The 13,444-nt window shown below is 59.8% G+C and carries 8 protein-coding genes; 2 read left to right on the forward strand and 6 right to left on the reverse strand.

Annotation, left to right across the window (positions count from 1 at the left end; genetic code table 11):
• The first annotated feature begins 268 nt into the window (after positions 1-268).
• Positions 269-958, forward strand: a complete 690-nt coding sequence (locus TBK1r_RS17760; RefSeq protein WP_145213359.1) for a PH domain-containing protein — start codon at positions 269-271, stop codon at positions 956-958.
• Between the two features lie 102 nt (positions 959-1,060).
• Here TBK1r_RS17760 and TBK1r_RS17765 read toward each other — a convergent pair whose 3' ends face one another.
• The 3 genes from TBK1r_RS17765 to TBK1r_RS17775 are packed head-to-tail and all read right to left on the reverse strand — an operon-like array spanning position 1,061 to position 6,562.
• A complete protein-coding gene (locus TBK1r_RS17765) occupies positions 1,061-1,951 on the reverse strand; it encodes a hypothetical protein (RefSeq protein ID WP_145213362.1) in 891 nt (296 codons plus the stop codon).
• A 54-nt stretch (positions 1,952-2,005) separates the two neighbouring features.
• Positions 2,006-3,472, reverse strand: coding sequence for a DUF1501 domain-containing protein (locus TBK1r_RS17770; protein ID WP_145213365.1), 1,467 nt, complete (start codon positions 3,470-3,472; stop codon positions 2,006-2,008).
• Complete coding sequence (locus tag TBK1r_RS17775; protein WP_145213368.1) at positions 3,473-6,562, reverse strand: DUF1553 domain-containing protein; 3,090 nt, start codon at positions 6,560-6,562, stop codon at positions 3,473-3,475.
• 114 nt (positions 6,563-6,676) lie between these two features.
• Here TBK1r_RS17775 and TBK1r_RS17780 point away from each other — a divergent pair, with 114 nt between their 5' ends.
• Positions 6,677-7,447 (forward strand): AraC family transcriptional regulator, encoded by a 771-nt coding sequence (locus TBK1r_RS17780; protein WP_145213371.1) that lies wholly within the window; start codon positions 6,677-6,679, stop codon positions 7,445-7,447.
• On the opposite strand, the gene TBK1r_RS17785 is transcribed toward TBK1r_RS17780, so the two are convergent.
• The 3 genes from TBK1r_RS17785 to TBK1r_RS17795 form a co-directional block, all read right to left on the reverse strand.
• Positions 7,439-10,498, reverse strand: coding sequence for an efflux RND transporter permease subunit (locus TBK1r_RS17785; RefSeq protein ID WP_145213374.1), 3,060 nt, complete (start codon positions 10,496-10,498; stop codon positions 7,439-7,441). The genes TBK1r_RS17780 and TBK1r_RS17785 overlap by 9 nt on opposite strands.
• 92 nt (positions 10,499-10,590) lie before the next feature.
• Positions 10,591-11,856, reverse strand: a complete 1,266-nt coding sequence (locus TBK1r_RS17790; RefSeq protein ID WP_145222788.1) for an efflux RND transporter periplasmic adaptor subunit — start codon at positions 11,854-11,856, stop codon at positions 10,591-10,593.
• Positions 11,849-13,333, reverse strand: a complete 1,485-nt coding sequence (locus tag TBK1r_RS17795) for a TolC family protein (protein ID WP_145213377.1) — start codon at positions 13,331-13,333, stop codon at positions 11,849-11,851. The genes TBK1r_RS17790 and TBK1r_RS17795 overlap by 8 nt, the downstream gene beginning before the upstream one ends.
• Between the last annotated feature and the right edge of the window lie 111 nt (positions 13,334-13,444).

The following is a 13,444-nucleotide window of genomic DNA, read 5'->3' on the forward strand; positions in this document are numbered from 1 at the left end:
GTTCAGATCGGCATGACCTCGGCTGCGATCAACGCTGATCGGTTTCACGTCAGTCGTTTGATCCAAGATGGCAGATTCGAAACCAACGAATGGTAGAGAACGCGGTCGGACTGATGAATTCGTCCGCTAGACTCGTTCCTCGCAGAGGTTTGTCTATCCTCGAGCCACAAGATGAGGCTGAGACGAACGAGGTTTCAAATGGCACATGATGTGCACCCGGCTTGAGGGACGCACCGAATCCGCTTCCCAAACGCCGAAATCGCCTCCCATGCAAGTCCTCACCACAAAGTGTCCGTTCTGCAAGCACGATGTCGAGACGACGATGGAGCACCTCGATGGCCCGGTCGTTTGTCCGAGTTGTGAGAAGCCATTCGAGATTGAAATGCCGACCGCCGTCGTGTCATCCGTTCACGAAGTGGACGAAAGAACGATTCGCCGCAATGCGAAACAAATGGCGTCCAGACCTGATGAACGTACGCTGGCAGAAGTCCACCCGGTCGTATTCCGCTCTCGACCGATCGCTACTCTCGTGGTCGCCGTTGTCGGTATTGCCGCTGTTGTGCTGATGATCATGTCGGTCGCAGGGATATCGTTAGCGGGCTATACCGATGAAACGATGGTGCTTGGTCCCGCTTCCCTATTGACGTGGCTCTGTGCAATCGTGCTGTTAGTGATTGCATTCGTTGTCGGCTATTGGATGCTGTTGAGCCGGTTCACCACATTGACTGTAACCAACGATCGAACGATCTATCAAAAAGGCATCGTGTCGCGTGAGACATCGGAAGTCCAGCACGACGACGTCCGCAACATTCAGCTCGACCAAACTTTCTTTCAGCGACTGTTGAACGTCGGCGGCATCGGCATCTCGAGTTCCGGCCAAGACGACTTGGAAGTTGTCGCCCACCGACTTCCCCATCCCAAGCGGATCATCGAACTCATCCGCGAGAACCAGACGTAAAGTGCTCGGTCGAGTTTGCCGGAAGGGCAGTGTCTAGGTTTGCAACTAATCAACCATCGATTGCATCGTGAACTCGTCAACAACCACCGGTAGGAGTAGTTGCTACTTCGCTTGCTTGACAAGGTGGATCGCGCGGACGTCGAATAAGGCACCTTTTGCGATTCTCGTAGCATCGATTCGCAATTGATACGTTCCCGGCTCGCTGACGGTGAGATCGCCGAGGTGGTTCCAGCGAAAGTTTTGAAAGTGCCCCGTGTCGATCGTTTGAAACGGCAGTTCGGCGACGATGGTCGCTTCGTCGCGAAGTGTGATCACGGCATCGCTGCCCCCCTGGCCTTGACCACAGCCTTGCAGCACCGCCACGGAATAACGCCCCGGCTGGTCCAGTTTCAAATCCCAAGTGGCATAGTCCTTGGCAACAGTCCAATAGCCGACGGTGTTCTTGTACCACTGTGGCTCAAAACGCAGCTTTTCGCCGAAGGTCGCAGCCTGATGCGCAAACAGCATGACCGAACCGTCGCCGTCAGGTTCCGCCGGCGAACTTTCACCGGGCAACAGCGGATCGCCGTCGAACACGACTTGGATCATCGAACCCGAATCGACAGGGGTTTTCCAGGAGAACCGCCAATGGTCCGGCTCAGGGACAAAATTAAGCTCGCGTTCGGCATCGCCGTGCCAGCGCAACGAACGGATTGGGGCGCAAAGCCGCGGAAGGTTGAGTTTGCGTGCTTCGATCGATTCCGCAGTCGGCTGCAACCACAACGTTTGCCCGTCGCGATAAACGTTCAACGCGTCGCTGCTAAGCGAAGCCATCCACTTCGCACTGTCCGGCATACTATCCGGCAGACTGTCCGGCAGATCCCTGGGCCGGTCAGCCGGTCGGGACGGAATCGAATCGGTCGATTGGCCGCTGACCGTTGCGATTGGCATCCAAGCTGTGGTGAAGGCGACAAACGCGATCAATACGATTGGGGTTGGGACGATGAAGTGCATGGTATTTGGTTGGACCGATGATGTTTCAAACGTGGGAGAGGCTTCCGCTTGAGTCTACGCCAGGATTTCGTTGACAACCCGTGCCGGTTCGACACCGGTCAGCCGGGCGTCCAAGCCTTGGAATTTGACAGACAGGCGGTGGTGGTCAATGCCCATCAAATGTAACAACGTCGCGTGGAAGTCTCGCACATGAACGCCATCGGCAACCACGTTGTAGCCGAACGGACAGGTTTCGCCGTGATTGACGCCGGGCTTCACGCCGCCGCCGGCCATCCACATGGTGAAGCAACGCGGATGATGGTCACGTCCGTAATTGGTGGCCGTCAACGTTCCTTGAGAATAATTCGTCCGTCCGAACTCGCCGCCCCAGATCACCAACGTGTCGTCCAGCAATCCGCGCTGCTGCAGGTCTTGCAGCAGTGCGGCGGACGGTTGATCGGTGTCCCGGCATTGGGTCTTCATGCCACCGGGGATGTTCCCGTGGTGATCCCAACCCTGGTGGTAAAGCTGAATGAAGCGAACGCCGCGTTCGGCCAACCGCCTGGCCAACAGACAATTGGCGGCAAACGATCCTGGTTTTGAAACGTCGGGTCCATAGAGATCTTTGACGCTTTGCGGTTCGTCGGCAAGGTTGGCGACATCCGGAACGCTCGATTGCATTCGATACGCCATCTCGTATTGTTCGATTCGCGTCGCCAGTGCGGGGTCACCCAATCGATCCTGTTCCAGTTGGTGCAAATCGTTGAGCCGATCGAGCATGTTGCGTCGGCTGCCCGCCGAAATACCAGGCGGATTGGACAGGTACAACACCGGCTCTTTGCCCGAGCGAAACTGGACGCCTTGATAACGTGCGGGCAGGAACCCCGAGCCCCACAACCGCGAATACAGTGGCTGGCCGCCTTTGCCTTTGGTCACCAGCACAACAAAGGTCGGCAGGTTGTCGTTCTCGCTACCCAGGCCATAGTGCAACCAGGAACCGATGCTGGGTCGGCCGGAGAGCTGGTTGCCGGTTTGCAAAAACGTGATCGCCGGATCGTGATTGATCGCTTCGGTGTACATCGATTTGATCACCGCGATCTGATCGACCTGCTTGGCCATGTGCGGCATCAACTCGCTGACCCAGGTGCCGTTTTCGCCGTGCCGATTGAACTTGTACATCGAACCGGCCAGCGGCAAAATCGCTTGATTACCCGACATGCCCGTCAAGCGTTGGCCTTGACGAACCGAGTCCGGCAACGGTTCACCCTGTTTCTCATTGAGCAGCGGTTTATAGTCCCAGGTTTCCAGCTGCGAGGGTCCGCCGGCTTGGAACAAATAAATCACTCGTTTGGCTTTCGGTGCGTGGTGAGTCGGGTTGACCACTCCGCCGCTGGGGATGCCGGGACCGTGCGAGCCGGCTGGGGCGGCGGCGGCAAGATCGCGTTGCAGCATGTGCGCTGCGGCGATCCCTCCGAACCCCATGCCAAACTGTTGCAGCCAGTGTCGTCGTGTGGTTGAAAAGTCCATGTCGTTACCGCTCATTTATCGGAGCATGATGGATTCGTCGTAGGCAAACAGGGCTTGAACCACGATGGTCGTCGCCGCCACATCCGTTCGCTCGGCCGCATCCTGCAGCGGCTGAGCGCCGACGTTGAGAAACTCGTCGGCGAGAGAATCGTTCTTCGAAAAATACGTCTGTTGTTCGTGATACAACTGGTTGATCACCTCTCGTTCACCGTCATTGGGTGGACGGCTGAGAACTTTGCGGAACAGTTCGTTCCAGCGTGCATCGTGGTCATCGGGATGCGTTTGCACCAAGGATTCCGCCAGCACACGTGACGCTTCGACGTATTGGGGGTCGTTTAGAAACACCAGTGCCTGCAGCGGCGTCGTCGTCAGCTCGCGTCGGGGCGTGCAGCTTTCGCGGCTGGTCGCATCGAGCGTCAACATCGTCGGCGGCGGTGCGGTCCGTTTCCAAAACGTGTACAAGCTGCGTCGGTACAGCCCGTCGCCCGTCGATTGGTTGTACGACTTGCCGGTGCCTGATTCTCGCCAAAGACCTGCCGGTTGGTACGGCATCACGCTGGGTCCGCCGATCTTTTTGACCAGCAATCCGCTAGCCGCCAGTACGGTGTCACGCAGCTGTTCGGCGGAGAGTCGATGCTTGGGGCCGCGAGTCAACCAGGTGTTGTCGCGATCACGCTGATAAAGTTGAGGGTCGTCGACTTTGGAAGACTGGCGATACGTCGACGAAAGCACGATCTCGCGACACAGCCAATGCAGATCCCAATCGTTGTTCATCAGCGACCGAGCGAGATGGTCCAGCAACTCGGGGTGCGTGGGTGGTGTTCCTTGGGAACCAAAATCTTCCAGCGTGACGACGATGCCGCGCCCAAAGAACAAATGCCACATGCGGTTGGCGATCACCCGGGACGTCAGCGGGTTCTGCGGATCGGTCATCCACTTGGCCAACGACAAGCGGTCGCCGTCGGCCTCGGGCAAGCCGCCGGCCAACGCGGGGGTGCCGGGGGAGACTCGTTCTGTCTTGTTCGTATATTCGCCACGACCGAGTACGTGCGTCGGCGGCGCGTTTTCGTAGTGACGCATCGTCATGATTTCTCGCACCCCCGTGACAAGCTCGTTTTCGATCTCGCGAGCTTTCGCCAGTCGGCGCCGCGCCTGGGCGACGGTTTCGTCAGCGGTGAGCAATTGATGCTGCAACGCGATCTCGGGGTCGACGGCGGGAGGAGTGTTTTCAGGTTGTACGGCTGCGAAGATTGAAAGCACCTCGGCCGTCGAGAGTTCGACGTCAAAGACTTTCAGGTCATCGACGCATCCGCCGCGGAATCCGATATCACGAAAACGCGCGCCCAACGCCAGCGACACTCGATCGACATCCAGATCACCCCATTCTGTTCGTTGCCGCACGTCGCGTGTCAGCTGGTCGCGAATGACTTCCACCTCGACGGATTTTCCGTTGACGAAAATCAGCACCCCGTCGGCACGACCGCTGCCGTCGTGCGTCACCGCAAGGTGTGTCCATCGTTCGGTCGGAATCTGTTCGACCGAACGGACCCTCATCGCATTGCCGGGCCAAAAGTGGATCATCGAGAATTGCGGGTGACCGTCGTCGAGGGTCAGTTCCAACCCACGGAAGGCGGCGTCTTCGGCGGCTCGGGATTGGTGCAGCACCATCATTCGCGGCCCTTGCGATTCGGGGCGAACCCAAAGGCTGTAGGAGAATTCCGATGTCCGCCCGAACAGGGGAGCGTCCTTGCACTCGATCGCGTCGTCACCGTTACAGACGGTCGCCTTGCCGACGACGCCGTCGACCGTTCCTTCCAACGGTGAAGCGAACACGGACTCACGGGGATCGGGCAACGTTTCGATCCATTCGTCCTGGCGCGACTCCCACTCAATGCGTGCCGTTTGGATCGCGGCCTCCAGCGATGCTTCGGCTTCCGCGATCGCTTGCTTTGCCGCTTCGTGCTTCTGTTGTTGGTCACCTTCATACAACAACATCGCCGGTGTGGGTGCGGAGAAGGTGAAGTGCGAGTAGAGGCCGAGTTCGTCGATGTCGGAAAAGTACGCCGAAAGCTGATAGAACTCCTTTTGTTTGATCGGGTCAAACTTGTGGTCATGACAGCGACAACATTCCATGGTCAGCCCCAGGAATGCGGTGCCCGCCGTCGTCGTCCGGTCGGTGATGCCGGTCAAACGAAATTCTTCAGCGACACTACCGCCTTCGTTGGTTTGTCGGTGCAGTCGATTGAATGTCGTGGCCAACCGCTGTGAGACCGTTGCATTGGGGATCAGGTCGCCGGCGATTTGTTCGGTGATGAACTGGTCGTACGGCATGTTGGAGTTGAATGCTTCGATCACCCACTGCCGCCACGGCCAGACTTCCATCGGAATATCGTTTTGGTAACCGAACGTGTCCGCATACCGCGCAACATCCAGCCACATCACCGCCATCCGTTCGCCGTAAGCCGGAGATGCCAACAGACGCCCCACCACTTTCTCGTACGCATCGTCTGACGAGTCGGCCAGGAACGCGTCCAGTTCAGACAACGTCGGTGGCAGCCCGGTCAGATCGAACGTGACTCGCCGCAGCCACGTCGCCTTGTCTGCTTCTTGGTTCGGCCGGAACTTTTTTTCCCGATGCTTCTGAGCCACGAAGGGGTCGACGGAGGTCCGCGGCCAATCATCCGCCGACTCTGGAATCGCAATCATCTCGGGCAGCGGTTCGAACGACCAATGCTTTTGGTATTCACCGCCCTGACGAATCCACTCCGCGAGCAACTCCTTTTGTGCCGCCGTCAGCGTCTTGCCGGTTTCCGGTGGCGGCATCAGCATGTCCGGATCCTCCGACACGATTCGCTCGATCAACAGACTTTCGTCCGGTTCCCCTTCGACGATCGCACCGTAGTCCAACGCGGGCTCACGTTGATCCAGCCTCAGATCTGCGGCACGGGTTTCTTCGTCCGGACCGTGGCAGGCGAAACAGTATTCCGACAAGATCGGGCGGATCTGCGAATTGAACGAGATCGGCGTCTGACACCATGCGGCCGGGCCGCCCCCGAGGGCCAGGGCCAAGCAGGCAGCGATGGTAAGATTTTTCAGTGCAACCATGTCGCAAGGATGAGGGGAAGGAAATGGCGGGAGGGCGTAGGGGAGCCTGTCATTATCGCAGTTTTTGACGGCGGGTCTTGTACCTGCTTGGATGGATTTTGGTACGATTTGCCGATGGCAAAGACATCCCCCCCGACCACCGGCAAGGCATTCCGCGATGCCTTTCTGAGGCAAAACCCGGGTGTCCGCAGTGTCACCGAACTGTTCGAGTCGTTGCCGCTGGTGCTCTTTTATGCCAAGGACAGCCAACAGCGCTACATCGCGGTGAATCCCCGCACCCTGACGGATGTATTCGGCTTGACCGACGTCGAAGAGCTTTACGGACGCACCGACAGCGAATTTCAACCGCCGGCGTTGGCCGACGCCTACCACGCCGAAGACCGACGCGTGATGCAATTAAAACGCACGATTCCGAATCAAGTCTGGCTGGTGCCACACGTCCGCGGTACGCCGCAATGGTATGTTTCGACCAAGACGCCGCTGTTCTCTGCCGACCAAGAAGTGATCGGGATCGCCGGCGCGATGTACCCGATCGCGACCCCCGCCGAAGAGGCCTCGTTCTTCAGTGAATTGGCACCCGCGATTCGGTTCATCGATGAGCATTATGCAACGCCCCTCTCGATGAAGGCGTTAGCCGCGATGACCGGTTTGTCCACGTCACAATTCAACCATCGCTTTCGTAGCGTGCTGCGAATGTCACCGACGGAGTACATTCTGTCACGACGCATCCAAGAGGCGCGAGACCGATTGACGCGGACGTCCGAATCAATCACCAACATTGGAGTCGAAGTCGGGTTCTTTGATCAGAGTCACTTCACCAAACGATTTCGCCGTTTCACCGGCATGACACCGTTGGCCTATCGCAAACGATTTCGGTCACAGTGAACGGCCGGCAGGTCGTCGGATGTCTTCAAGGATCAGGTACAGACAGGGGACCAGGACCAGGATGATGGCGGTGGCGAACAAGATGCCGAACCCGAGCGAGATCGCCATCGGGATGATGTATTGGGCTTGCAAAGAGTCTTCGAAAATCAGCGGCATCAACCCGCCGAAGGTGGTCAGCGTCGTCAATAGGATCGGGCGAAATCGCCGCAGCCCGGCTTGAGAAATCGCTTCAAACGCCGAGCGACCTTCCACGCGTCGGCGGTTGGCGTAGTCGATCATGATCAACGAATCGTTGATCACCACACCGGACAGGGCGATCACGCCCATCAGACTGACCAGCGACAAGTCATAACCGAGCAGGATGTGGCCGAGCACCGCACCGACGATCCCGAAAGGAATCGCGACCAACACGATCAAGGGTTGAACGTAACCGCGAAACGCGATGGCCAACAACGAATAGATCACCGCCAGGGCAAGACCGAACGATCCCCAAAGCGAAGCGGTCGCCTGACGCATCTCCGCGTCACTGCCTTCGAAACTCCACGTGATGCCGGGGTAGTCGGCGCGCAACCGGGGCAACGCTTCGGTGCGCAGCGCTTCGATCACTTGAGTCACCGCGCGTTTGGGTTCGACATCCATTGACACGTTGATCACCCGTCTTCCGTCGCGGCGGTCGATCGATCGAAAGGCCAGCGATTGCTCGAGTTCCGCGACGTCCAGCAGCGGCACTTCGGCCCCCGACGGCGTGCGAATGATCATGTCTTCGAGGTTGTAAATGTCTTCACGCTGGTCCTCGGGCAACTTGACGCGGACTTCGATTTCATTGGTGCCGCGCAACAGCCGCAGCGCCAGTGAACCGAAGAACGCGCCGCGAAGCTGTTCGCCCAATTCTTCATCGGTCAGCCCGAGCGCGCGGCCTTCGGGGCGGAGCCGAAAGTCGTATTGAACCTTGCCCTTGTTGTAGCTGTCGCTGACATCGCGGACGTTGGCAAAGCTTTCACATCGCTCGACCAAGGCTTGCGATGCCTTTTCCAACACGCCGATGTCGCTGTGGCTGAGGTCGATGCTGATCGCGCGACGAGCCCCGCCGGGACCTCGTTCGGCTTCAAAGGTCACTTGGCTGACGCCCGGCAAGTCCCCGATCGATTCGCGCCACAATTCGATCACTTCACCGGCGGTCATGTCGCGTTGATCCGGCGGCTTCATCACGATTTCCACATCGATAAAGCTCTCTCCACGGACGTTGGTCTTGATGCCCTCGGCGACTTTGTACAGGTCGTGCTCTTCGAACATCCGCAGACTGGCATCGGTCACGGCCTTGGCGATTTCGGCCGCTTGGGCTTGCGTGGTCCCGACCGGCATTCGCACACCGGCTTCGATTTCATCGGCGGAGACTTCGGGCATCAGGATCATGCCCATGTGGGAACTGGTGGCGTAGCCGCCGACGACCAGAAACAGACCCAGCGCGGTCGAGGCGGTGATGTAACGGAATCGCAAACACCCGAACAGCACGGGACGGAACACCACTTCGACCAGGCGATTGAACGCCCGACCGAATGCCTGTTGGCCGCGGTGCAGCGTGGCCCCCAAGCCACGGCCTTTTCGTCCACCGGCACGGGCATGCGCCAGGTGTGCGGGCAAAATAAACAGCGATTCAACCAGTGACAGGGACAGCACCAAGATCACGACGATCGGCAACGGCCCCCAAAACTTGCCGGTCTCCCCGGGGATAAACATCAGCGGGACAAAGGCCACGATGTTGGTCAGGATGCTGAAGACGACCGGACCGGCGACCTCGCGGGTCCCGTCGATCGCGGCTTGCTCGTCGTCGTCGCTTTCCTGTCGTTTTTCGTAGACGTTTTCGCCGACCACCACCGCGTCATCGACGACGATGCCCAACACGACCAGGAAACCGAACAGGGAAATCATGTTGATGCTGACATCGGCCAGGGGCAGCAACAAGATCCCGCCGATGAACGAGACGGCCATGCCCATCATCACCCAAAACGCGAGCCGCATCTCTAGAAACAACGCTAGAATCAACAGCACGATACAGACCGCCATCACCGCGTTTTTCAACACCAGATTCAAGCGGCGACGAAACTCTTCGGCGTTGTTGCGATCGATCCGCCACTTCACGCCCGGTGGCAACACGCCTTCAAAGTCTCGCATCGTCTGATGGACCGCATCGGCAACGTCGGTCGGCGACTGGGAACCGGTACGAAAGATGTCCAGTTCCACCGACGGCGTCTGGCTGAACTGGGAATGAAAGCCGACTTCTTCGAATCCGTCACGGATCGTGGCGATGTCACCGAGGGTGACGGCCGGACCGTCACGGCCGGAGACGATTTCCATGGCCGCAAATTCATCGGCCCACTGCTTGCGAGCCTTCACCCGCAACAAAATCTCTCCGCCACTGGTTTGCACCGAACCGGCCGCCACATCCTGGCTGGACGTTCGGATGATGTCCGCCACGTCGGGCAGCGTCAGCCCGTACTCGCGCAGCCGTTGACGCGGGATCTCGACGTGCGTGACGTAAGCCGGCACCCGTCGCAGTTCGACTTGTGTGATCTGGTCGTGAGCTTGCAACTGGTCCCGCAACTGTTCGGCCAACTTGCGCAAGGACCACACATCGATGGGACCGTAGATCGCCACCTGCATCGCTTCGCGCTGTTCGGACTGCAAGCGGACTTCGGGCTGTTCGATCTGATCGGGAAACGTGCGAATCCGGCTGACCGCTTGCTCGATGTCCTGGAACGCTTTCATCCGTTGCTGGCCGGCGACGATTTCGATCAGCACTTCGCCCCGACCTTCCCGTGCTTCGCTGGTGATTTCGCGGATGCCTTCGACCGATCGAACGGCGCCCTCGATCGGTCGCAAGATTCCCTGTTCGACCTCTTCCGGCGCGGCACCGGGATAGTCGACGCTGACTTCGACGATGTCCAGTTCGAATTGTGGAAAGACTTCCTTCTGGATCACGGCGGCCGACCAGACTCCGCCACCGAGCAGAATGATCATCAGCAGATTGGCCGCGATCGAATTGCGTGCCATCCAAGCGATCGGCCCAGCTGTCGACGGGCGGGCGGGCGACGCTGGAGTCGCCAAGTCCGGAGTCGCCGTTTTTGGATTCACCGCAGGCTGCTTCACGGGGCCGACTCCCCACCGATGATTTCCTCGGGATCCGAGGCGTCGTTGATCTTGCGCAGCCCGACCCCGTCTGCGACGGTCGCCAGCGTCGTCACGACCACTTCGTCGCCGTCGTCCAGACCGCTGCGGATGTAGGCGTAGTCGGCGTCGCGAAACACGATGTCGGTTTGTCGGATCTCTAACATTCCATCTTTCATCACCCAGACCGTGTCGCTATCGCGGACCAGTTTTCGTTCCAGTCGCACCACGTCTTCGATCGGTTTGCCTTCGATTTCTGTTTCGATCAACGTGTCCAAAATCAGCGGCGGGGCGTCGGACGATTGACCGAGCGGATCGGGCACGGTGACCAGGACTCGCGCCAAACGCGTCTGCTGATCCAGCGTGCCGATCATCCGCGCGATCTGCCCCAGACGCTCGGTTCCTTCGGGCCACGAACCGGGGTTTCGCAGCCGCACGGTCGACCCCAACGCGGTGACATCAGCCGCGTCGGATGCTGCCTGATCATTGGGATTGGGAAACTCGATCCAGGGCAAGCTGCGTACCGGGACGGCGGCCATCACCCAGTACTCTTCGATGCCGACCAGTCGGGCCAGCTCATCGCCGGGTGAAACCTGCGAACCGACGTTGACCGAACGGCTTAGGATCTGGGCGTCGAAGGGGGCGCTCACGCGGGTTCGCTCCAGGTCCAACTCGGCCCGCTCGACCGCCGCCTTGGCCGCGTTGAACTCGGCTCGGATCGATGCGATTTGCGGCTCGCGCAGCACCAGCGAACGGTTGGCTTCGCCGATCGTCCCTTCCAACAAGGCGAGTTCTTTTTCGGCCAGACTCTGCCGCCCCTGCTCGATCTCCAAGGAGGCTTGGGCTTGCTCCAATTCACTCTTGCGGATCGACAGAGCGTTTTCGAAGTCGGCCGGATCGATACGCAACAGCAAGTCACCTTCGCGAACCATTCCGCCGGGAACGAATCGGGGTGAAAGCTCGATCACCTGTCCGCTGACGCGTGGGCTGAGCACGATATCCTGGGCGGGCTGGACGGTGCCGAGCACGGACAAGCGGGGACGGTATGTTCCGCGACGCGCCGTGATTGTTTCGACCAGCGCGGCCGACTTGCGGGTGGCATTGATCGTTTGCGCCGTCGGTTCGGTCCGATTGATCACGACGATGGCGGCCGCCGACGCGCCGAGGATCGCGAAACAGACGAGCACATTGGCGATCAAGCGGAGCCAACGCCAAACGGGGCGTCGTTGCTGGGCGTCATTCATTTGCATCGCGGGCGGGAAACGGCTCCACGGACCTGAGCAGTTGTTCCAACTCAGAGGCCGGCTCCGGCAGCGACTCGATCTCCGAGCCGCCGTTCGCCTCCTCGACGGACACTTCTTCAGGCACAGCCAACCCCTGGAACTCTAACGGCTCTTGCGGACGGGTTTCAAAATCTCCGGCCAACGCCAGGTACAGCGCGACGCGGATGAGCAGTAAGTCTAGTCGGGCGGCCAACGTTTCGCGCTGCAATCTTTGTTCGGCCGTGGTCGCGCTGAGCACATCCAGGTAGTCGGCCTCCCTAAACAGGTAGCGTCGACGTAGCTGATCGGAGGCCTGTCTGGCATACTCCGATTGCGCTTCGAGATGTTTCAATCGTTCCAGCTGGTAGCGTTCCAGCGCCAGATTGTCCTCGACTTCGCGGAACGCGGTCAGCATGGTTTCGCCGTACTCGTTGAACCGCTGGCGAACCAAGGCGGCGGTGCGATCGATTTCGGCGCGTCGCTGTCCGCCGTCAAACAGCGGCGCGATCAGTTGCCCGCCGATGCCGACAAACCAGTCGCGGAGCAGCGTTTCGGGGTGATCGGCGACGCTGAGCACCGATGCGCTCAGATTCAGTCGCGGGTAGCGGGCGCTGATCGCCGATGCCAGATCGCGATCGGCGGCCATGAACGCCAGATAATCGCGGCGCACGTCGGGGCGGCGTTTCAGCAATTCCGATGGCAAGCCGGTGTCCGGCAGCGGCGGCAACCCGGGCAGTTCGGCGCCCGTGTAGAAGCTGGCTTGCTGGGGCAGCTGACCGCGCAACACGGCCAATTGATGTTCCAGCACGTCGATTCGGGACTTGACCACCGCCGATTGCTCCAGGGTCGATTCGACCAATTGACGCTGTCGAAGCACGTCAGGGCCGCCGACTTCCCCGGAACCGAACTTCAGCTCTTGGGCAATCACGCCGTTGCGGTTGGTTTCAATTTGTTCTTCGACCAACGCCAATTGGGCGCGGGCTTCGATCAGCGAGAACCAAGTGCGGGCAATCTCGGCCGATAACGTCAGTGCGATCGCGTGGTAGTCCGCAGCGGTCGCCGCCGCGCGAAGCCGTTCGGCCTCGACCCGCGATTCGATTTGCCCCCACAGGTCCACCTGGTAGGACGTATCGAGCCCCAGCGTGTAACTGGTTTGATCGCTGCCGGGACCGAAAACACCGCCGATTTCGGCCACGCCGTCGATGTCCGGCCACAAGTCCGAGGCTTCGCGACGGGTCAGCGCACGCGCCGCAGCTAACCTGTTAAGCGCAGCCGCCAATGAAAAATTGTCGCCCAGCGCGGCGTCGATCTGATGGTTCAGCCCGGGGTCGTCAAACGTCGTCCACCAGCGATCGGGCGTCACCGCCGTTCCGCTGGCCGAGAAGGGCGGCGGAGACTCGGTCCGGAAGGTGCCCGCAACGTCGGGACCGGCGCAGCCGGCTACCGACGAAAGAAGCATTAAGGCGGCCCACCCAAAGAGGCGGGTCCGGACTGGGGCGAGTCTGATCATGGCCCAGATCTAGAATTCCCCGCGGGCTGGCGACAAGATCAATCGCTGCGTTGAACTCGG

It is taken from the genome of Stieleria magnilauensis (assembly GCA_007753675.1).
In the GTDB taxonomy this organism is placed as follows: Bacteria; Planctomycetota; Planctomycetia; order Pirellulales; family Pirellulaceae; genus Stieleria; species Stieleria magnilauensis.